Genomic DNA, 21,856 nt, shown 5'->3' with positions numbered 1-21,856 from the left:
TCGCAGCCTCGCCGTGGGCGTCGGTGCCGCGCTGGCGGTGGCGTTCGTGCCGACGGCCGGTGCAGCGCCGACGGCCGGTGCAGCGCTGACGGCCGGTGCGGTGTTGTCAGATGCGGTGTCGTCAGGTGCGGTGTCGGCGGGTGTACAGCCCGCCCGCAGCGCCACCGCCGTCACCGATCCGGCGCAGTACGTCGACCCGCTGGTCGGCACCGCCAACGCCGGCAACACCTTTCCCGGCGCCGTTGCGCCGTTCGGCATGTTCAGCTTCTCGCCGACGCAAACCCGTTATTACGGACCAACTTCCGGAGCCAACGCCGGCCGCGGCACGCTACGGCCGGCGTCACCCAGTGGCTATCAGTACAACACCAACACCATCAACGGGTTCAGCCTGACCCACATCTCCGGCGCGGGCTGCAACGGTGCATCGGCCGACATCCCGATCATGCCGATCACCACCGATGTGACAGCATCGCCCAACGCCGCGGACACCGGCACCACCGGAACCCCGCGCTACCAAAGCACCTTTAGCCACGCCAACGAGACCGCAACGCCCGGCAGCTATCGGGTCAAGCTGGACTCCGGTGTCGACGCCCAGCTGGCCGCCACCGCCCGCACCGGCAGCGCCCGTTTCGCGTTCCCGGACGGCGGCAAGGCCGGTCTGCTGATCCGCAGCTCCGATTCGCTCAGCGGATCCAGCGCGGCCACCGTCACCATCGACCCTGCGGCCAGAACCGTCAGCGGCTCGGTGACCAGCGGCAACTTCTGCGGCCCGTACACCGGCGACAAGATTCTGCAGCGCAGCTACTACACGCTGTACTTCACCATCGCGTTCGACCAGGCCTTCAGCACGGTCGGCACCTGGAAGGACGCCGCCGTCAGCTCGGGGTCGACAAGCGCGAGCGGCGGCACCGGCTACATCGGCGGGCTCAACCCCGACGGGTCGGCCGCCGACGGATATGCCCCGGCCGGCAAGGGATCCGGCGGCTACGTGATGTTCGCCCCAGGGGCGACGGTGAACGCGCGCGTCGGCATCAGCTATGTGTCGGCGGCGAACGCCGGCGCGAATCTGGCCGCGGAGAACCCGGCGGGCAGCGTCGACACCGTTGCCGCTGAGACCCGCGCCGACTGGAACGCCGAGCTCGGCCGTATCGCGATCGGCGGTGGTACCGACGACGAACTGACCGCCTTCTATACCGCGCTGTATCACGCGCTGCTGCACCCGAACCTGATCAGCGACGTGAACCGGCAGTACCCGGGCTTCGACGGCAAGCCGCATCAGTTGCCCAAGTCGCAGAATGCGCAGTACGCAACGTTTTCCGGTTGGGACGTCTACCGCAGCCAGGTGCAGCTGCTGACCCTGCTCGACCCGCAGCGCGGCAGCGACATCGCCGCGTCCCTGCTGAATCAGGCCGAGCAGAACGGCGGCGTGTGGGATCGCTGGACCCACAACACCGGCGGCACCCATGTGATGGTGGGTGATCCGTCGGCGGTTGCGCTGGCCGGCATCACCGCCTTCGGCGGAACCACCTACCCGGTGCAGCGGGCCTTCGACTCACTTGCCAAGGCCGCGAGAGTGCCGACGGCGCAGGATCTTTCCCGAGCCGGTTGGAACGTCGCGGTGATCGGCCAGCGGCCGTCCCTCGATCAGTTCTTGAAGTACGGGTTCTACCCTGAGGGCTGCAACGCCTGGGGCTGCCCGAACGAAACCCTTGAGATGGCCGCCGCCGACGCCGGACTCGCCGGCCTGGCCCAGTACCTCGGCGACGGCAGCGCCTACCGGGAGTTCTCCACCAGATCGCAGGCCTGGCAGCAGCAGTTCAACCCGGCCGCGGTGACCGACGCCGACGGCAATCGCGCCGGCTACGTGCAGAGCCGGCTCGCCAACGGTGCCTGGGTGTCGGGATTCGACCCAGGATCCTCGTCCGGGTTCGTGGAAGGCACCGGCGCGCAATACCTGTGGATGGTGCAGCACAACCCGGCCGGGCTGATCGACGCGCTCGGCGGCCCGAAGCGGGCCAATCAGCGGTTGGACGGCTTCTTCAAGGACGCCGACGGCAACTGGGTGCTGATCGGACCGTGGGACGGCACCACCCACGCCAACATGGACAACGAGCCGTCCATCGGCGCGGCCTGGCTGTACAACTACACCGGCGCGCCGTGGAAGACCCAGGAGACCATCCGGCAGACCATCAAACAGCTATGGATCGACACCAAGGACGGAGTGCCTGGCGGCCCCGACGGCATTCCCGGCAACGATGACCTCGGCCAGATGAGCTCCTGGTTGGTGTTCGCCGCGATGGGGCTGTACCCGCAGAACCCGTCGCGTGCCGACCTGACCTTCGCCGCCCCGCTGTTCCCGTCCATCACCGTGCAGCGGGCCAACGGTAAGACGCTCAGCATCACCGCGCCGGATGCCGCGATGGACCGGCAGTACATCTCAGCGCTGAGCGTCAACGGTGCGGCGAGCAGCAAGAACTTCCTGCCGGCCGCGGCGCTGAAGGGCAACGTCGCGCTCGACGTGCAGGTCTCCGGCACTGCCAACACCAAGCGCGGCACCGCAACCACCGATGCCCCGCCCTCACAGCGGTTCGGGGAAACGCCTTTCACCGCAAGCCTTTCCAGCCCCACCACCACGGCTGTCCCGGGCGGGCTGTCCCGGCCGGTCACCCTGCAGGTCTACCGGTTGAACACCAGCCGCAGCGCGCCGCGCTCGCTGAGCTTCACCGTCGAGGCGCCGGATGGCCTGGTCCCGGAGCGGGCCGGCGGGTCGGTCGTGGTCGGCGCCACCGGCAGCGCCGAGGTGCCGATCCAGGTCAGGGTGGACGACGATGTCGCGCCCGGCAGCTACCCGGTCACCGTCAGCTGGTCGGCCGGCACCGAGAAACTGGGCAGCGCCACCCTCACCGTCGTGGTGGCCAAGGCCGCAAAGACCCTGCTGCAGACCAGCTTTGAACCGGAGCAACCGCAGCCGACGCCGAACCAACGCCGCGACTCGGTCGGGTTCGCCGAGTACTGCTGCGGCATCGGCGGCACCGAGTCCAAGGCCCAGGGCGGCTTCGGGCACACCGGCGGCTGGGCGACCATCTATTCGGCGCGGGCCGTGCAGCCGGGTAACCACGCCGAGAACGTGCTGCTGTCCGGCACTCAGACCGGTCAGGTGGTGCAGGCCGGCGACACCTTCAGCTACGCGGTGCAGCCACAGCAACAGGGCGGCCCGTTCGGCGACTACCTGCAGAACCTCAGCCAGTACGTCAGCGTCGACCTGCTGTTCACCGACGGCACCAGGCTGTCCGACACCGGCGTCGAGGCGTCCAACGGCGCGGCGCTGACACCGCAGGCGCAGGGCGCGGTGCTGCCCACCGACGAATGGACGGTGGTGCAGGCGAGCATTCCCCAAGCGGCGGCCGGCAAGACGATCTCCGCCGTCACGCTGCGCTTCGGCACCGGCGACAAGACCGCCACCGCCGGCAAGCAGGACGGCTACCTGCGCGGCTGGATCGACGACGTCACCCTCAGCCGACCGCTACCGCCGCTCACCGTCACCGGGGCGCAGCAGCTCGCCGGGGTCGCCGGCAGCGAGCTGACCGCCGACGTCGCGAGTATCACCGGTGGTAACTCCGGTGCTGACGGCGCCGGCTACTCGGCAACCGTCGACTGGGGTGACGACACCGCTGCCACCGCCGCCGAGGTGCAATCCGCCGCCGACGGCAACTACCGGGTGGTGGGCACGCACACCTACGCCGCAGCCGGTGCCTACACCGCAACCGTCACCGTGCTCGATGCCGACGGGGTGCGCCGCAGCGTCACGGTGCCCGTCACCGTTACCGATGCCTCCGCCCGGGCGTTGCCGCGCATTGCGCTGCGCGGCAACGCTTCTGCCGCCGAGGATCTCGGGGCACGAGCCGGTGCCGCCAGCGCAGGAAGCGCCGTCACGGTGACCGGGTCCGGCTTTGTCCCCGGTGAGACGGTGCTGGTGAAGATCGACATTGCCGGAGCCAGGACGGTGACGGCGACCGCATCGTCCACCGGGACGATCTCCGCTTCCGTGCCGGTGCCGGCCGGTGCCAACGGCTACCTGACCAGCACCGCGTTCGGGCAGCTCAGCGCCACCACCGCAGTCGGTGCGCTGACGGTGCGGTAGTTCCGCGGGCACCGCGGCGGCAGCGGCGGCGAACGGCTCTGCCAGGATGGCAGGGTGAAGCGGGACCGGCGGTGAGCGACCAGCCGATCTCGCGCGCCGCCATCGGCCTGCGCTCCGAACGCGGGCCGATCCTGCTGTCGGTGATGCTCAGCACCGCGCTGGTCGCCATCGACGCCACCATCCTGGCCACCGCCGTCAACGCCATCGTCGGAGATCTCGGTGGATTCACCCAGTTCCCGTGGTTGTTCTCGGTGTACCTGCTCAGCCAGGCGGTTGCGGTACCGATCTACGGCAAGATCGCCGACCTGGTCGGCCGCAAGAAGGTGATGCTGTTCGGCGTCGCCATGTTCGTGCTCGGCTCGATCCTGTGCGGTTCGGCCTGGAACATGACCGTTCTCATTGTTTTCCGAGCTATTCAGGGCCTTGGCGCCGGCGCGGTGCAGCCGATCGGGATGACGATCATCGGTGACATCTACACGGTGGCCGAACGCGCCAAGGTGCAGGGCTACCTGGCCGGGGTGTGGGCGGCGGCGTCGGTGGTCGGACCGACGCTCGGCGGGGTGTTCGCCGATCATCTCGGCTGGCGGTGGATCTTCTGGATCAACGTCCCGCTCGGTGCCGCCGCCGCTGTTGTGCTGATCCGCCGGTTCACCGAGAAGGTGACCCGCAAGCCGCACCGCATCGACTATGCGGGCGCCGCCCTGTTGGCCATCGGCAGTGCGCTGCTGGTGCTCGGCCTGTTGGAGGGCGGCACCAGGTGGAGCTGGACGTCATGGCAGAGCGGTGTCGTCCTCGGCGGCGCGCTGGTGGCGTTGCTGGCCGCCATCTGGGTGGAAAGGCATGCGGCAGAACCGATGTTGCCCGGCTGGGTGCTCAGCGACCGGACTCAGCGCAGTGCCAACCTTGTCGGCCTGCTGGTCGGCATCGTGCTGATCTCGCTCACCACCTACATCCCGCTGTACGGCCAGTCGGCGCTGCACACCTCGGCACTGGTGGCCGGGCTGGCGCTGGCGGCACTGACCATGGGCTGGCCGCTGGCCGCCACCAACGCCGGCCGGCTGTACCTGAAGATCGGCTTCCGCTCCACCGCACTGATCGGTGCCGGCATCGCCGCCGCCGGCGCCGCGTCATTGCTGCTGCTCGGCGCCGGCAGCTCCATCTGGCAGGTGGCGGTGTCGTGCTTCGTCACCGGCGTCGGCATGGGCCTGCTGGTGCCGCCGACCATGGTGGCGCTGCAATCCGCGGTGCCGTGGGAGCGCCGCGGCGTCGCGACCGGCGCCAACATGTTCGCCCGGTCGATCGGCAGTGCACTCGGCGCCGCCATGTCCGGTGCGCTGGCCAACGCCGCGCTGTCGGTGCCGGTGGGCGCCTCCGGCATTCAACCCGGCATGTTCAGTGCCGAGCAGATCAGCACCGCTGCCAGGACGGTGTTTCTGGGCGCAACGGTGGCCGCGGTGCTCGCCGTTGCCGCGGTGTTGCTGATGCCGCGGGACCGGCGCGGCGGCGGTGAGCACGACCGCACCGCTGCCCGCGGTCACGACCAACCGTCCTGACCGCAGCCGCGTGCGGCAGTACACCATGCAGGAGCGAGCGGCCCGATTCCCGGCTCAGGTCTTGCCGATGGTCGCCGGCGGATCGAAACCGGCGTCGTCGTGGCCGGGATCGCCGATGCCTGCGGTGTCGCCGTCGGCGCGGTCCGGGTCGGCCAGCTCGTCGTCGTCGCTCTCGTCGCCGACGTCGGTCTCGTCCGGGCTGGCATGCGGGACCGGGCCGGCCCGCTCGGAGAGTTCGTAACCGGCCTTGGCCAGATCACGGGCCAGTTCGTCGACCACCACCAGATCGCTGCGCTGCTGGCGGGTGCGGTACGCGGTGCGGGAGACGATGTGCGCGGCCACCGGTGCGGTGAGCACCTGCAGCACGGCGATCAGCACCAGCATCCCGATGGCGGCGGGCTCCCGCAGGTACAGCCCCAAACCCAGGAGTACCAAAAGGATTCCAAGACTCTGCGGCTTGGACGCGGCGTGCATCCGGTCGAGTACGTCCGGCATCCGGATCAGGCCGATCGCCGCACCGAGTGCCAGGAAAGCGCCGAGCAACAGCAGCACGGTGCCGGCGATGTCCAATGCGGTCGTCATCGTGGCCTCCCCGCGTTCATCTCGCCGAGATGCCCCGGCGGCCCCGGATCGTCGAGCGCTCGCCCGGCGGAGGAGTCCACGTCGGCCCACGGATCGGCGCGGTCGCGCGCGGAGACCAGCCGTGCGGTGGCCAGCGAGGTGGCGAAGCCGAGCAGCGCCAGCACCAGGATCACCGGCAGCGCGTAGCCGGTTCTGGTGACGGCCGCGACGATGGCCATGCCGGTGATCATGACGGCCACCAATACGTCCGAGCCGGCCACTCGGTCCAATGTGCTTGGCCCCTTGGCGATTCGGATCACGCTGAGCACGGCGGCGATGCCGAGCATCGCGATGCCGCCGACGGTGAGCACCACCCCGGTCACGGGATCTCCTCCCAGGTCGGTACGGGCTGGTTGCGGCGCAGCGCGGCCACCTCGTTGCGATGCCCGAACGCCCGGATCACCATCTCTTCGGCGTCCAGCACCGAACGACGGGCCGCCGCAATGCCTTTCGGGCTGTCGACGCCGAGCACGTGAATGTAGACGGTGCCGGTGTTGCGGCGCGCCTCCAGCACCAGACTGCCGGGAATCAACGACACCAACTCGCAGGTCAGCGTCAGGTACAGGTCGGAGCGGGAGCGCAGGTGCACAGCCAGAATCACGCTGCGCGGCGGTGGGCCGGGGCGCAGCACCAGGTACAGCACGTGCACGCTTGAGGTCATCAACTCGACAGCGAGCTTGCCAAGCAGCTGCAGCAACCCGAGCGGCCTGATCCGGCCGCGCAGCGCCAGCCGCGGCAGCGGAAACACCAGCCACACCAACACTCCCAGCACGAATCCGCCGACGGCGTTGGCGATGGAGAACTGCCCCCACAACAGGCACCACACCACCGCACACGACACCAGCATCAGCACCGGCGGCCGCCGGTCCTGCCGCCAGCGGTGTCGTCGGGTCGGCTCCGGCGGCACGCTGTCGTGCCCTTCGGTGAAGGGCAGCTGGGCGCTGGTCGGCTCGCTCACCCGGCACCGCCCTGGTTGTCGGTGCTGTCAGCGCCGCCGGCGCCGTCACCGGCATCGCCGTGGGTGCCGTTCCAGCCGACGGGCCCGTCGAGCAGCGCACCGTCGCCCAGCACCGCACCCACATAGTTGCCCGGCGAGGACAGCTCGGCCGCGGCACGCTCGCAATAGCCGTACAGCGGACCGGCAATCACCGTCAGCCCGATGCCAAGCACCACCAGCACCCCGGCGGTGGCGGCCATCGGCCGCGGCACTCTTGACGGTTCCAGCACGCCGCCGTCGGCGGAATCGTTGGCTTCCTCCCAGAGCTCGGAAGGGTCGGGGCGGGTGCCGGTGGCCGCACTCGGCCGGGTCGGCGATGCCCCGGTGCCGCCCGGTGTCGGCTCGGCGGCCGCAGGCACTTCGGGGTGAGCGGCGCCGCGGCCGTCGGTGGGCTGGGTGCCACGCCTGGCGCCGTGCCGGCGGGACACCGTCAGCCCGGAAGGCTGATCCGACAACTGTTCCGGCACGTCCCGCCAGAACGCGCGGTTCCATACCTTGGCCATGGCGTACAGCGTGAGCAGGCTGGTCACCACCGAGCCGGCCACCAGCAGCCAGGCCAGCGGGGTACCGACCTGGACGCCGGCGCCGAACAGGCCGATCTTGCCGATGAAGCCGGATAACGGCGGGATGCCGGCCAGGTTCATCGCCGGGATGAAGAACAGGATGCCCAGCAACGGTGACACCGCCGCCAAGCCGCCCAGCCGGTTCAGCGAAGTGGTGCCGCCGCGGCGCTCGATCAGCCCGACCACGAGGAAAAGTGTTGTCTGGATGGTGATGTGGTGCGCGGTGTAGAAGATCGCCCCGGCCAGCCCGGCCTGGGTGCCCAGCGACACCCCAAAGATCATGTAGCCGATGTGGCTCACCAGGGTGAACGAGAGCATCCGCTTGATCTCCGACTGCGCCACCGCCCCCAGAATGCCGATCACCATGGTGAGCAGCGCGGCCCACATCAACAGGGCGGACAGCGGATTGTTCGGGAACAGCAGGGTCTGGGTGCGGATGATCGAGTACACCCCGACCTTGGTGAGCAGGCCGGCGAACACCGCCGTCACCGGGGCCGGTGCTGTTGGGTAAGAATCGGGCAGCCACGCCGACAACGGGAAAACCGCGGCCTTCACCGCAAAAACCGTCAGCAGCAACAGTTGCAGCATCAGGCTGACCCCCGGCGACAGCTCGGACAGCCGCACCGACAGCTGCGCGAGGTTCACCGTTCCGGTGGCGGCGTACACCGCGGCGATGGCGGTGAGGAACAGCGACGACGACAGCACCCCGACCACCACATAGGTGGTTCCCGACCGCACCCGGTCGCGGGTGGCGCCGATGGTGATGAGCACGTACGAGGCGAACAGCAGGATCTCGAACCCGACGAACAGGTTGAACAGGTCGCCGGCCAGGAACGCATCGCTGACACCGGCGGACAGCACCAGGAAGGTCGGGTGGAACACCGACACCGGGGTCTCCCGCTGTCTGGTGTCCAGATCCTGCCCCATCGAGTAGAAGAACACCGTCGCGGTGACCACCGTCGACACCAGCAACATCAAGGCGGACAAGTGATCTGCCACCAGCGTGATGCCGAGGGGCTGTGGCCAGTTGCCCACCCACAGCACCTGGGTGCCGCGGGAATCGACCAGGAACACCAGGGTGACGGCGACCGCTACCACCGCCACCTGCACCGCACCGGACACCCAGCGCTGCACCCTTGGCAGCTTGTCGAACGCCAGTGTCAGCGCCGCGCCGAACAGCGGCAGCAGCACCGGAAGGGTCAGCAGGTTCTCCATCAGCTGTCGGCCTCCTCGGCGCTCTCCGGGGTGCGATCGTGCAGATCGTCGTCCGGGCGTGGTTCGCGTTCCGGCCGGTCGAAGTCCAGGCCCTCTTCGTCCGGTGTGGAGTCGTCAGGGTGATCTGAGGCGTCGAACGACTCCGACACCCGGTCGGCCTCGGCCAGATCCCGGATCAACGCGTCCTCGACGTCGTCCACCACCTCGTCGTGCCCGTTCAGCTGAAAACTGCGGTAGGCCAACGCAAGTAAGAATGCCGTCACCCCGAGGGTGATGACGATGGCGGTGAGCACCATGGCCTGCGGCAGCGGGTCGCTCATGTCGCCCGGCGGGGTCGATCCGATGAAGGCCGGCCCACCTGCATTGCCGGACGCCACCAGGAACAGCACGTTGACGCCGTTGGAGATCAGCACGACGCCAACAAGAATGCGGGTCAGCAGCCGTTCCAGCGTCAGGTAGACGCCGGCGGCGATCAGCACGCCGGCGATGATCACCAGGGTCAGGTTCGCCGTCATGTGTCCCGCCCCTGCGTGGCATCGGCCATCGCGGCCGTCGCGGTGGACGGGTCGAGCGGCCTCGGGGTGAGCGACTGCTCGGCCTGCCGGTCGATCGCCGAACCGAGGCTGCGGGCGATGTCCAACATCACCCCGATGACGATCAGATACACCCCGATGTCGAAGAACAGCGACGTCACGAACTTGGGATCACCCAGCAGCGCGAGGTCGCCCCACGGCAGCCGGGCGGTGCCCAGCAGCCCGAGGTCGGGCTCGAAGGCGTAGCTCTGCAACACCCTGCCGCCGAAGGCGATCGGGGCCAGCGCGCTCACGCAGGCCACCACCAGACCGGCGCCGAGCACCTTGCCGGCCTCGACCGGGGCGGCGTCGTCGAGTTCGTTCCGGCCGCCGGCCAGATACCGGATCATCAGCGCCAGCCCGGCCACCAGACCACCGGCGAAGCCGCCGCCCGGCCGGTTGTGCCCGCTGAACAAGAAGAACAGCGAGACGAGGATCATCGTCGGGAACAGCAGCCTGGTCATCACCTCGAAAACGATCGACCGGCTGGACGGCGACAGGCTCTGCCCGCCGCGCAGCCACACCAGCTGGCGCCGGCCGCTGGCCACCGCGACGGCGCGCTCGTGCCGGTGTCCGCGATTGGTCGGGGCCACATCGTTGCTGTAGCGGCGATTCAGGAAGATCAGGCTGGCCACGCCGGTGGCGGCCACCACCAGCACCGACACCTCGCCGATGGTGTCCCAGGCCCTGGCGTCGACCAGGATCACGTTCACGATGTTCTTGCCGTACCCGAACTCGTAGGCAAACCTGCTGTACGCCTGCGAGATCGGCTCGCTGACCCTGGCGCCGGCGGACAGCACAGCAATGCCGCAGGCCACCACCGCCACCGCCACCGCGATCGCCAGCCGCCACCAGCGGTTGGACCGCAGCGGGCGCCTGGTGAAGTACTTCGGCAGCGTCCGCAGCACCAGGACGAACACGATCAGTGTGACGGTCTCCACCAGCGCCTGGGTGAGTGCCAGGTCGGGGGCGCCGTGCAGCAGGAACAGAAAAGCCACCCCGTATCCGGTGACGCCCAACAGGAGTACGGCCTTCAGCCGGCCCCGCGAGGTCGCCGTGAGGAACGCGGCCAGCACGATCACCGCGCCGACCACCAGCTGCGTCGGGGTGTCGAACCAGCGGACCGCGGGCCAACTCGGCGCCATCAGCATTGCCGAGCCGGGTACCAACACCACAACCAACAAGATCGAACCCAGGTAGACCGGCAGCGAGCCGCGCTGGGTGCGACCGGTGGTCTCCACCGCCGCCCGGTCGACGCCGCGCATCACCCGGTGGTAGACCAGCTCGGCGTCCCACACCCGCGGGAACGTCGCCTGCACCCGTGCCACCCGGTCGCGGCGGGCGAACAGCGTGGCGCCGCCGATCCAGGCCAGCACCGAAAGACCAAGCGGCACAGTGAATCCGTGCCAGAGCGCCAGACTCTCCGGCTCCTCGCCGAACCGGAACGATTCGACGTAGGGGGTGAGCAGCTTGGTCAGCGGGCCGCCGGCGAAACCGCCGATCAGGCTGAGCGCCGCCAGCAGCAGCGGGGCCGCGACGAACCCGCGGTGCACCGGGCGGCAGGTGGTCGCCGGCGGGACAGCCTTGGCCAAAAACACTGCATCGGAAGACTTGTCGGCGAACGCGCCCCACAGAAACCGCAGCGTATAGGCGAACGTCAGCGCCGAACCGACCAACAGGCCGATCACGATCAACACGGCAGCGGCGGGTGGGGTGGAACCGTGATCGCCGACAAAGTCGGTGGCCGCGACGAAGGCCGACTCCTTGCTGATGAAACCGAGCAACGGCGGCAGGCCGGCCATCGACATCCCGGCCACAACGGCGGCGGCGCACACCCACGGGAGCTGCCGCCCGACGCCGCTGAGGGCCCGCAGGTCGCGGGTTCCGGCGTTGTGGTCGACGATGCCGACCACCATGAACAGCGCGGCCTTGAACAGTGCGTGCGCGATAGTCATCGCCAGCCCGGCCAGCGCAGCGGCCTTGCTGCCCATGCCGACCAGCACCATCAAGAACCCGAGCTGGCTGACGGTGCCGTAGGCCAGCAGCAGTTTGATGTCGTACTGCCGCAACGAGCGGTAGCCGCCGAGCAGCATGGTCAGCACGCCGAGACCGAGCAGAATCGGCCGCCAGCCGGGAGTATCGGCGAAAGCCGGGGCCAGCAACGCCACCAGGTAAACGCCGGCCTTCACCATGGCGGCGGCGTGCAGGTAGGCCGACACCGGCGTCGGTGCCGCCATCGCGCCCGGCAGCCAGAAGTGGAACGGCACCTGCGCCGACTTGGTGAGCGCACCGACCACCATCAACAGCACCGCAACGGTGGTAACGGTGCCGGACGGCGGATCCGCCAACAGCGCCGAGACGCTGAACGACCCGGTCTGCACCCTGAGCATCACGATGCCGACCAACATCGCCAGGCCGCCGGCGGTGGTGACGATCAGCGCCGTCATCGCCGCAGACCTGTTGGCCGACTTGGTCGGCCGGTGCCCGACCAACAGGTAGGAGAAGACCGTCGTCAACTCCCAGAAGACGTACATCACCATCAGGTCGTCGCTGGTGACCAACCCGAGCATGGCCCCGGCGAACGCGACAAGGACGGCACCGGTACGGCGCGGCGGGTCGCCGCCGAAGTACCAACGGCAGTAGAACAGCACCACAGCGCCGATGCCGCAGACCAGCATGCCGAGCACCCACTGCAGCACCCCGATGGACACCGAGATGCGCACATCGAGCGCCGGAATCCAGTTCACCGACTCGGTGATCCGCTCGCCGGCGGCGACCCTGCCGGTGAGGGTGAGCAGATAGACCATGCCGAGCAACGGCACCAACGCCACCACGTAGAAGCCGCGGGCTCCGAGCCGGCTCAGCAGCAGCGGCGTGAGCAGGGCCGCCACGAAGTGCAGGGCGATCAGCGCGAGAACCATCAGCGCTCTCGATCAGCTGACGCCATTGGCACGGGATAGCTCCGTCTCCGCACGCGGCGGGGTGGGGTCGAGCACGGTGATCATTTTAGGGGTGGGACGGGGCGATCAGCGCGGCCCGGCGCCGCCTCGGCGATCAGCCCACCGACCGGAAGCCGGCGCAGCTCAGTACCGGCAGTGCCGGGTAGCGGGGTAGCGGAGGGCTGAACGCTTCCGAATCGGCTGCGGCACAACGCAGATAGACGGTGCCCCTGCGAGTGGGCCGGAGCAACGCGTGCGCGCAGTCGCGACACAACCCGGGGCGCGCCCCGAGCGCGTCGCCGAAGCGGCTCCAATCGCCGGCCTGTGCACTCACCAGCACCATTGTGACCTCCCACCGGCGCGCCGACGACAGGACTCACAGCTCGTTGACAGCTGGCAGACCGCCGCGCACAGCTGGTCGCCACAGACTCGACCCACATGCAGCTGCCCCGGCCGGCGTCGCAGGTCAGGGCCTCAAACGAAAGGGTTACCGGCACATGCCATGGAACAAGAAGTTGAAGAACATTCGGGCGGCGGCCGCAGCGGCCGGCGCCGCTGTCATCGTCGTCGGCACGGCGGGTGCGGCCGCCGGGACCGTGCCAGGGGTCGCCGTCGCTGAACCCGCCGCGGCTACGGTCCAGCTCGCCGCGGCGGGCACGTCGGACTCGGCCGGCAGCGGCGACGGCACCGGCAGTTCGTCCGGCAGTTCGACCGGCAGTTCGTCCGGGCCGTCCTCCTCATCGGGCTCGTCCGGCGCCGAATCCGGCGGCGCAGCCGCACCGGATGCGCCGGACGCGCCCAAGCCCGGCAAGGAGTTGTCGACGACGGCGCTCACCGGCGCCGAGGTGGACAAGGTGGTCGCTGCGGTCAAGGCCAAGGACGGTGCCGTCACCGTCGCGGGAGTCACCAAACTGGCCGACGGGTCGTTCCGGGCGGCGGGCACCAAGGCCGGCGAGCCGGTGCTGGTCGACGTGTCGAAGGACCTGGCGACCGTCACCGTTCGCAGCCGCGGCTCCGGCGGCCTTGGCGGTCCGGGTGGTCCAGGTGGGCCCGGCGGCCACGGCAGGGGTCCAGGTGCCGAGCGCGGCACCGACGTCACCGGCGACCAACTCAGCAAGATCACCGCGGCGGTCAAGTCCAAGGACTCCGCTGTCACCCTGCAGCGCGTTGTCAAGGTGGACGACGGCAGCTATGTCGGCTTCGGCAGCAAAGGCAGCGGCGATGCCGCGACCCGGGTGCGCGTCACGATTTCCGGTGATCTGAAGACGATCGCGGTGCAGACGCCGCCGGAGCGGCCGGACGGCGGCAAGGCGCCGGGCGATCACTGATCGGAAGTTGTTCGGTGCCAACCGGTGTCGACTGCCCGCCCCGGGCCCCCCTGGCCCCACTGTCGACAACCGGTTGGCACCGAGCTCTTCACCCGCCCCGGGTACGACCTTAGGACGCCGCAGTCGGGCGCCGGATCCCCCCGCCGGGGAGTTTGCCGATACTTTGCCGGTGCCGGTCTCAGCGTTCCTTGCGGTCGAAACTGGCGGCGGCAGTGAGGAAAGCGTCGTTCTCGTCCGGCCGGCCGATCGTCACCCGCACGCCGCCGCCGTTGGCATGGGAGAAGCCCCTGACGGTGACACCGGCCTGCTCGCAATGAGCGGAGAAGCGGGCCGAGTCGTCCTCCAGCGGCAGCCACACGAAGTTCGCCTGCGACGGGGGCACCTGATAACCCTGCGCCAGCAACGCATCGGTGACCCGCTTGCGCTCGGCCACCACCTCGTCCCAGCGTGGCTGCAGCTCGTCGCACTGACCGAGGGCGGCCACCGCGGCAGCTTGCGCCAACGTGTTGAGCGCGAACGGGATCGCCACCTTGGAGAGCGCAGCGATCACGTCCGGCGCGGCGATGGCGTAGCCCACCCGCAGCCCCGCCAGCCCGTACGCCTTCGACAGCGTGCGCAGTGCCACCACGTTGGGCCGGGCCAGGGCCAGCGCGGCGCCGTCCGGCACGTTGTCGGCGCGGTTGAACTCGCGGTAGGCCTCGTCGAGCACCACGAGAACGTCCGACGGCACGCTGTCCAGAAACGCCTCGACGGCCGGCGCGGACAGCGCCGTGCCGGTGGGATTGTTGGGGCTGCACAAGAAAATCAGCCTGGTGGCCGGCGTCACGGCCTGCGCCATCGCGTCGAGGTCGAGCTGGTGGTCGGCGGTCAGCGGAACCCGCACCGGGGTGGCCCCGGCGATCTGGGTAACGATCGGGTAGGCCTCGAACGAACGCCAGCCGAAGACGACCTCCGGCAGCTGCGGATCCGGTGAATCCGGTTGCGGCAGTGCATCTTCCGCGCCGGCGACGATCTGCACCAGCTGCTGGCACAGGGCCACAGAGCCGCACCCGGCGATCAGGTTGCCGGTCGGGACTCCGGTCGCCTCCGACAGCTTCTGCAACAGCGCGGCGGCGCCGTTGTCCGGGTATCGGTTGACGCCCGACTGCGCGGTGGCGGAGCTGTCGGCGACGGCACCGGCGATGGCGTCGGCCACCGCAGGCAGCGGCGGAAAGCTGAGCTCATTGGACGCGAGCTTGATGGCGCCGGGCACGTTGCGGCCCGGTGCGTATGCGGGCAGCTCGGCGAGCGCTGAGCGCAGTTGGACGGACACCGTTGACCTCCTCCGGATGTGCACCGAGGCTATCGGCTGCCGCGCGGCGGTTCGGCGCCCGGGGCTGCCGGCGGCCGGCCGGCGGCGGTGCTGGCAGTCGGGTGGCGAGTGCGGGCGGCGACGCGCGCGGCGAGGGGAGCTGGCAGTCCCGTCAGGCCGTGGCGTAAAACTTTGGGCATGACCAACGCCGGCCGACCCGTGTTCAACGCTGCCGCCGAGAAAGCGGCGGCAGGGCCGCCTGAGGTGTTGTGGCGGCCGACGCCGGAGCGGGCGGCCCGCGCCGCGATCAGCGATTTCTCCGGCTATCTCGCCGAGCGGGTGGGCCGTGATTTCGCTGACGGAGCCGACGGGTACTCCCAGCTCTGGGAGTACTCGACCACCGAACTCAGCGAGTTCTGGGGTGCCGTCGCCGACTACTTCGGGGTGCGCTGGGCGCAGCGGCCCAGCCAGGTTCTGGTGCGCGGGGACGGGGCCGAGCGGGCCGACTGGTTTCCCGGCGGCCGGCTGAACTACGCCGAGCACGCGCTGAGCCTGGCCGACGGGCGCAGGGCCGATGACGTTGCCGTCATCGTCGCCGCCGAACCCGCAGCCGGCGACTCGGCGGACTCGGCAACCGGTGAGTCCGGAACCGGGCGGCCCGGGTCCGCGGACCGGTCGATCAGCTACGGCGAACTGACCCGGATGGTCGCCGCGGCCCAGGCCGGTTTGCGGCGCGCCGGGGTGCGGCCGGGGGATAGGGTGGCGGCGTTGCTGCCCAACGGGATCCACGCGTTGGTCGCGTTCCTGGCCACCGCTGCCAGCGGCGCCGTGTGGTCGTCGTGTTCACCGGACTTCGGCCCTGGCTCGGTGATCGACCGGTTCGCCCAGATCGAGCCTACTGTCTTTCTCGCGGTGGACGGATATCGCTACGGGGGCAAGGAGTTCCGCACCGCCGACACCGTCAAGCAGACCCGCGCAGCCATCGCCGGGCTGCGGCAGACCGTCATCGTCGACGTGCTCGGCGACCCGCTGCCCGACGGAGCGATCAGCTGGGATTCATTCGCCGACGAGTCCGCAGCCGCCGACCATATCGACTATGTGGCAAGGGATTTCAGTGATCCGCTCTGGGTGCTGTACTCGTCGGGAACCACCGGTCTGCCCAAGCCGATTGTGCAGTCGGTGGGCGGAATCCTGTTGGAGCACCTGAAGACTCTGCGGCTGCAGTGCGACATCGGACCTGGCGACCGGTTCTTCTGGTTCACCACCACCGGGTGGATGATGTGGAACTTTCTGGTCGGTGGGCTGCTGGTCGGATCCACCATCGTGCTGTACGACGGCAACCCGGGCTACCCGGACATGATGGCGCTGTGGCGGCTGGCGGAACGCCATCGGGTCACCTACTTCGGTACCTCGGCTCCGTTCATTTCCGCCTGCCGCGCAAAGGGTTTGACGCCGGCCGCCGAGCTGGACCTGACCGCGATGGCGGCCCTGGGGTCGACCGGGTCGCCGCTCACCACCGACGGGTTCAGGTGGATCGCCGCCGAGATCGGCGATCACGTCCAGATCTGTTCGGTGTCCGGCGGTACCGATCTGTGCACCGCGGTGGTCGGCGCAGCGCCGACCGTCCCGGTGTGGCTCGGCGAGATCTCCTGCCGGATGCTCGGCGCCAAGGTCCAGGCCTACGACGAGCACGGCCGCCCGGTGATCGATGAGGTGGGCGAACTGGTGATCACCGAGCCGATGCCGTCCATGCCGGTGTCGTTCTGGGGCGACCCCGACGGCAGCAGGCTGCACGAGGCTTACTTCAATGTGTTCGACGGGGTGTGGCGGCACGGCGACTGGATCAGGATCACCGAGCGCGGCTCGTGCATCATCGAGGGCCGCTCGGACGCCACCCTCAACCGCGGCGGGGTGCGGATGGGCACCGCCGAGTTCTATCGGGTGGTGGAGACCCAACCAGGGGTGACCGACTCGCTGGTGATCGACACCACCGGCGCGTCCGGAGAAGGGGATCTGCTGTTGTTCGTCGTGCTCTCCGACGACGCCCAGCTCGAGCAGGTTACGGCACAGCTGCGGGCGGCGATCCGCAGCGAGCTGTCGCCGCGGCACGTCCCGAACCGGGTGATCGCGGTGCCGGTGATCCCGCGCACCCTCAACGGCAAGAAAGTGGAGGTGCCGGTGAAGCGGATCCTGGCAGGGATGGATGTCCAGCGGGCGGTGTCCAGGGATGCGCTGGCCGATCCCGACGGCTTCGACGGGTTCCTCGCTGCCATCCGGCGAGACGCCTGAGCCGGCCGGAAGACTGATCGAATGCCCGATTCCCCGCCGCCGCTGCCCGAGGTGGAGTCCGCCTTCGACAGAGCCGCGCGCCGGGTCCTTGTGTACCTGAAACAGACGATGCCGCTGGAGTTCTGGGGGGTGTCGCGGGTGGTCGACACCCAGCAGGTGCACCGGCATGTCACCAAGAACCCGTTGGGCATGCGGCCAGGCGAGGCCGTCCCGTGGTCGCAGACGCTGTGCCAGGTGATGTGGGAGGAGGGCGCGCCGCGGATCGCTCCCGATCTGCATGCGGTGCGCGGTTACGCCGGCCGGGCCGCCCAATTCAATCCAGGGCTGGCCAGCTACGTCGGGATGCCGCTGACCGGCGACGACGGTTCGCTGCTCGGCACCCTGTGTGCGCTGGATCGCCAGGTGCGCCCGGAGTTGCTGCAGCATCGCGCGGAGCTGGCGGTGCTCGGCGATCTGCTGTCCGAGGTGCTCCGTTCCGAGTCGCGCAGGCAGCAGGTGGAGCGCGACCTTGAGTCGGTGCGGCTGCAGGCCGACACCGACTCGTTGACCGGCCTGCTGAACCGCCGGTCTTGGGAGATAGCGTGCCGATCCGAGCAGCAGCGGGTGCGTGAGCTCGGTAGCGTGGCCGGGATCCTGGTGGTGGACCTGGATCACCTCAAGGCGGTCAACGATTCCGACGGGCACGCCGCCGGTGACGACCATCTGCGGACCGCCAGCCAGGCCCTGCGCTCCGCCGTTCGGCCCGGCGACCAGGTCGCCCGGCTCGGCGGTGACGAGTTCGGCGTGCTGCTGCCGCTGGCCGATCGGTGGCAGCTGCAGCAGGTGATGGGCGCGCTGCGGGCGGCGCTGCAACGTGCGGGTGTCGCCGCGTCGATCGGCGGCAGCGAACTGAACAGCACGGTGTCGTACCAGGCCGCGATGCGGGCAGCCGACGACGGTATGTACGCCGACAAGCGGCGCCGGCATCCGGTGGCGGCGCACGGGCGCTTTGCGTCAGCGCGTGGGCGACGGGTAGCCTCATCAACCGGTGCCCGTGGCGCGGGCGCCGATGGAAGCGTGCCAGAGCGGCCGATTGGGACACACTGCTAATGTGTTGTGCCTGTTAAGGGCACCGAGGGTTCAAATCCCTCCGCTTCCGCGCTCTCCATCGCTGCGCAGCTGAGCGGCCTCGTGGTCAATTCAGCTGCGCGGGGCACGTACGATGGAGCGGTACTGCGCCCGTAGCTCAACGGATAGAGCATCTGACTACGGATCAGAAGGTTGGGGGTTCGAATCCCTCCGGGCGCGCTCAGTGAAAAGGCCCCTCACCTGCGAGAACAGGTGAGGGGCTTTCTGGTATCCGGGTTTAGTAATCGCGGCCAATGTAGCCATTGTGTAGCCATGTGACAGAGAAGTGCTGTCGGCCCTACCGCCTACCCTCCCCGCCTATGCAGGTGATCGAGCAGCCGCCGCCGTGCCCGTGTGGTGCTGCGCGCCGGCCGGGTCGCACGCTGGTCGGCTGGCAGCCGTGCGGGTGCGGGGCGCTGGGGCGGATCCCTGGTGGGCATCGCTCGTACTGGTGCGCGGAGTGCGGCGTGGAGGTACTGGTGCCGCCGTGTCGGGGACGGGGCCGGCTGGTGGGTGAGCAGGGGCTGACCGGGCCGCAGGGTGGGGTTGTAGGCGGCTGACGGCTCATATGTGGCGGGATGGTCCGGCGCCCCCGCCCAGGCTGATTATTCACCCGATCGGGTGGATCTGTAGACCGATCTACATTTGTGTAGACCGATCTACATTCTCGCTGTAGAGTGGTCTACATGGAAGCGATCGAGTACAGCACCGGCGCCTACTACAGCGAGCCGGCCATCCTGCACCGCTGGATGATCACCGACGCCGACGGCCTGGCCGCCGCGCTGTACGTCTCCATGGACGACCTGGAGATCATGAACATCGAGGTCCGCGAAGACCGCCGCGGCGAGGGTCTGGCCCGCGCACTGTACAAGGCGGCCAGCGGGCAGATGGAAATCTTCCACGCCCCTGAGTCCCACCGGACCGAGGACGGAAATGGCTTCGCTCACGCCGTGGGCGGCCCGGCACTTGAGTGCCGTTACGGATGCTGCGAGCAGGAGGACTGAGGAAATGCAGGACTATGAGTTGGATGCCTGGCTGGGCGATGTCGAGCTGACCGACGAGCAGCGGGACACGCTGCGCGACGAGGTCGAGTGGGTCGAGCAGGAATACCCTAACCCTGACGAGCGGACCGAAGCGATAAGCGCGGCCGTGCAGTACCTGCTCGGTGTCACCACGCCGGTCGAGGCCGGGCGTCGGCTGGCAGCAGCCCGGACGCAGATGTTCGGGGCGCTCGCCGCAGCGAAAGTAATGGCGCGGCTGGCGGTAGCTGCTGGCGCAACAGAGGTTGACACCGCGCAGACACTCGGCCTGGACCGGATGACGATCCGCAGGGTGCTCGGCAAGCGCTGATGCCCGCGCACTCGCAGACGACGCCCCGGCCGGAGTGCTCGGTGCCGGGATGCGGCCGGCCAGTGGTAGCCAAAGGCTGGTGCCGGATGCACTACAAACGCGCCGCTCGTGGCCAGCCGCTCACCGACACGACTCCGGTTGCGGGGTCGCCGTCCGGGCACGGCCTGTACGGGGTGCTGGACGACGACGGGCAGACGGTGCTGTGCCACGAGTGCGGCCAGCGGCGCCGCATCCTCGGCAGTCACCTTGGTGCCGACCATGGCATGACGGCCGCCGAGTACAAGAGAAAGCACGGACTCCCGCGGGGGCGTGGTTTGCTGTCGCGGGACGCGGCGGAGGAACGGTCGGCGCTGTCCAGGGCGCTGGTCGGGTCGGTCGGTTGGGCACGACTAGAAGCTCGGCGTGATCCGACTGCGGCGTCCCGTGCGAAGACCCCGGACTCGTACGTGAAGCGGGGTCGGCAGCGCGCCGAGCTCGCGGAGCGGGCCGCGCAGAACGGCCGAGCCGCTCGGCTCGGCCGGATCGCCTGTTGTCCGGTATGCCAGGCCACCTGGTGCCAGTTGCCGGAGACGAACCCACGGATCACCTGCTCACCGGCGTGCTGGCATGTGTGGCAGAGCTGGGGCAACAAACGCCAGGTCAACCGCGCGCGGGACGCACGCATCTATGCGCAGGTCGTCACGCTCGGCCGGCCCACCGATCAGGTGGCCGCCCAGTTCGGAATCACTCGGACGCGGGTGCGGCAGATTGTTCGACGATTGACCGGTTGACCAGACACCAAAGCGGCGCCCCCGCCACCAGATTGGTGACGGGGGCGCCGCGGTGTGGTGCGGGGGTCTAGGCCGGGTTGATTTGGCTGGCGATGACGGTGGCTATCTCGGATGCCGCTCGATCGCCGAGGTGTACGCCGTCGGAGTGGTACCAGCTGGGTTGGGCATCCTGGTTGGGGACGCTGCGGGCGTCGAGCAGGCCGCCGAGGATCTGGCTTGCCACGTCAATGTACTGCTGCCAGTAGCTCGCCATTCCGCCGAGTAACTTGGCTGGCAAGGGTGTGACCACGTACCGGATGGCAGGTTTGGTGGGCAGTCCGTCCAGTGTGGCTTTTAGCGTGGTCAATCGGGACCTCCACGACGTCTCGTCCGGGGAGGATGAGCCGCCGAAAATGTCGTTGCCGCCGAGCTGCACCAGTACCAGATCGGGCGCCAGTGCAGTGAGGACTCTCAATGCTGATTGTGCTCCCCCCGTGCCGGCGAGCCATGCGTTCCAGTCGGTGATGGTCGCGCCGGATCGGGCGATGGTGTGGACCACTAGGGCGTCGTCGATGCGACCGTCCATGCCCAGAAGGTAGCTGGTCCCGGCCGACAGATTCAAGTACAGGTTTCCTCCGCCGGCGGGCACCCGATATCGCCCGTATCTGCCGGCGGTCGGTGCCGTCGATGTGGTGAATGAGCCGCCGCCGGGCGCGTTTGCGTAGGTGCTGCCACCGGATGGCTCGTACAGGTGCACTGTCATCGCCGGGAGCGCCTGATCAACCCCGATCCACGCCTGATCAGCGGGGGTGCCAAACTTCATCGCGCCAGGCAGGCCGGTGGCGGTGAACGCCGTGGTCATCGATGAACCGCGCTGCATAGTGGTGAAGCTATACGGCAGGGACTGATCCAGCGCCGATGTCGACGCCGGTATCCAACCTATGTTCCCGGCGGGCAGTCCACGCTTGGCGCGCAAAGCATCGGAAAGTTTGTTGCCCCAACGGTTCTGCACGCTGGTAACCGAACCCTGGCCCTCGGAAACGGAGTCCCCGATGATGACGATCGACCGGGCGTCAGGCAGCGAATGAAGCCAACGGGCGATGTTGCCGGTCTTCTCCCACGCCATGCGCAGTGCCTCCCT

The 21,856-nt window shown here is 69.1% G+C and carries 16 protein-coding genes and 2 tRNA genes; 10 read left to right on the top strand and 8 right to left on the bottom strand.

The genetic code is table 11. The annotated features are described in order from the left end of the window. The first annotated feature begins 13 nt into the window (after positions 1-13). Both HKD39_RS14885 and HKD39_RS14880 read left to right on the top strand, forming a co-directional pair. Positions 14-4,141 carry a GH92 family glycosyl hydrolase gene (locus HKD39_RS14885; RefSeq protein WP_212754594.1) on the top strand — a complete coding sequence of 1,376 codons (4,128 nt, stop codon included), beginning with the start codon at positions 14-16 and terminating at the stop codon, positions 4,139-4,141. A 143-nt stretch (positions 4,142-4,284) separates the two neighbouring features. Next, positions 4,285-5,694 (top strand): MDR family MFS transporter, encoded by a 1,410-nt coding sequence (locus tag HKD39_RS14880; RefSeq protein ID WP_171200747.1) that lies wholly within the window; start codon positions 4,285-4,287, stop codon positions 5,692-5,694. A gap of 54 nt (positions 5,695-5,748) precedes the next feature. Here the strand turns inward: HKD39_RS14880 and mnhG are convergent, their stop codons facing one another. The 6 genes from mnhG to HKD39_RS14850 are packed head-to-tail and all read right to left on the bottom strand — an operon-like array spanning position 5,749 to position 12,583. After that, positions 5,749-6,276 (bottom strand): monovalent cation/H(+) antiporter subunit G, encoded by a 528-nt coding sequence (mnhG, locus tag HKD39_RS18940; RefSeq protein WP_212754593.1) that lies wholly within the window; start codon positions 6,274-6,276, stop codon positions 5,749-5,751. After that, entirely contained in the window at positions 6,273-6,638 is a 366-nt protein-coding gene (locus HKD39_RS19740) for an MrpF/PhaF family protein (protein ID WP_212754592.1), read from the bottom strand. The genes mnhG and HKD39_RS19740 overlap by 4 nt, the downstream gene beginning before the upstream one ends. Further along, entirely contained in the window at positions 6,635-7,273 is a 639-nt protein-coding gene (locus tag HKD39_RS14865; protein WP_171200674.1) for a Na+/H+ antiporter subunit E, read from the bottom strand. Before HKD39_RS14865 ends, HKD39_RS19740 begins: the two co-directional genes overlap by 4 nt. Further along, positions 7,270-9,090 (bottom strand): Na+/H+ antiporter subunit D, encoded by a 1,821-nt coding sequence (locus HKD39_RS14860; protein WP_171200673.1) that lies wholly within the window; start codon positions 9,088-9,090, stop codon positions 7,270-7,272. Before HKD39_RS14860 ends, HKD39_RS14865 begins: the two co-directional genes overlap by 4 nt. Beyond that, positions 9,090-9,605 carry a Na(+)/H(+) antiporter subunit C gene (locus tag HKD39_RS14855; RefSeq protein ID WP_171200672.1) on the bottom strand — a complete coding sequence of 172 codons (516 nt, stop codon included), beginning with the start codon at positions 9,603-9,605 and terminating at the stop codon, positions 9,090-9,092. The genes HKD39_RS14860 and HKD39_RS14855 overlap by 1 nt, the downstream gene beginning before the upstream one ends. Next, complete coding sequence (locus HKD39_RS14850) at positions 9,602-12,583, bottom strand: Na+/H+ antiporter subunit A (RefSeq protein WP_171200671.1); 2,982 nt, start codon at positions 12,581-12,583, stop codon at positions 9,602-9,604. Before HKD39_RS14850 ends, HKD39_RS14855 begins: the two co-directional genes overlap by 4 nt. Positions 12,584-13,098: 515 nt before the next feature. Between HKD39_RS14850 and HKD39_RS14845 the strand changes: the two genes are divergently transcribed. Beyond that, a complete protein-coding gene (locus HKD39_RS14845; protein WP_171200670.1) occupies positions 13,099-13,929 on the top strand; it encodes a hypothetical protein in 831 nt (276 codons plus the stop codon). A 178-nt stretch (positions 13,930-14,107) separates the two neighbouring features. Here HKD39_RS14845 and HKD39_RS14840 read toward each other — a convergent pair whose 3' ends face one another. Continuing rightward, positions 14,108-15,241: a histidinol-phosphate transaminase gene (locus tag HKD39_RS14840; protein WP_171200669.1), complete on the bottom strand. Its 1,134-nt coding sequence runs from the start codon at positions 15,239-15,241 to the stop codon at positions 14,108-14,110. 177 nt (positions 15,242-15,418) lie between these two features. Here HKD39_RS14840 and HKD39_RS14835 point away from each other — a divergent pair, with 177 nt between their 5' ends. The 7 genes from HKD39_RS14835 (at position 15,419) to HKD39_RS14805 (ending at position 20,736) form a co-directional block, all read left to right on the top strand. Next, on the top strand, positions 15,419-17,509 hold the full coding sequence (locus tag HKD39_RS14835) for an acetoacetate--CoA ligase (protein ID WP_171200668.1): 2,091 nt from the start codon (positions 15,419-15,421) through the stop codon (positions 17,507-17,509). 21 nt (positions 17,510-17,530) lie between these two features. Further along, positions 17,531-18,598, top strand: a complete 1,068-nt coding sequence (locus tag HKD39_RS14830; RefSeq protein WP_171200667.1) for a sensor domain-containing diguanylate cyclase — start codon at positions 17,531-17,533, stop codon at positions 18,596-18,598. Beyond that, positions 18,560-18,647: transfer RNA gene (locus HKD39_RS14825), tRNA-Ser, on the top strand. Before HKD39_RS14830 ends, HKD39_RS14825 begins: the two co-directional genes overlap by 39 nt. Positions 18,648-18,723: 76 nt before the next feature. Further along, positions 18,724-18,796, top strand: a tRNA-Arg gene (locus HKD39_RS14820). A gap of 506 nt (positions 18,797-19,302) precedes the next feature. Further along, positions 19,303-19,620: a hypothetical protein gene (locus HKD39_RS14815; RefSeq protein WP_171200666.1), complete on the top strand. Its 318-nt coding sequence runs from the start codon at positions 19,303-19,305 to the stop codon at positions 19,618-19,620. Positions 19,621-19,624: 4 nt separating this feature from the next. After that, positions 19,625-19,966 (top strand): hypothetical protein, encoded by a 342-nt coding sequence (locus HKD39_RS14810; RefSeq protein ID WP_171200602.1) that lies wholly within the window; start codon positions 19,625-19,627, stop codon positions 19,964-19,966. 86 nt (positions 19,967-20,052) lie between these two features. Beyond that, complete coding sequence (locus HKD39_RS14805; RefSeq protein WP_171200665.1) at positions 20,053-20,736, top strand: MucR family transcriptional regulator; 684 nt, start codon at positions 20,053-20,055, stop codon at positions 20,734-20,736. 67 nt (positions 20,737-20,803) lie between these two features. Here the strand turns inward: HKD39_RS14805 and HKD39_RS14800 are convergent, their stop codons facing one another. Then, positions 20,804-21,841 carry an SGNH/GDSL hydrolase family protein gene (locus HKD39_RS14800; RefSeq protein ID WP_171200664.1) on the bottom strand — a complete coding sequence of 346 codons (1,038 nt, stop codon included), beginning with the start codon at positions 21,839-21,841 and terminating at the stop codon, positions 20,804-20,806. Positions 21,842-21,856 lie beyond the last annotated feature (15 nt).

Source organism: Nakamurella aerolata (assembly GCF_013002705.1).
Taxonomy (GTDB): Bacteria; Actinomycetota; Actinomycetes; order Mycobacteriales; family Nakamurellaceae; genus Nakamurella; species Nakamurella aerolata.
This window is presented reverse-complemented; position numbering and strand designations above follow the sequence as displayed.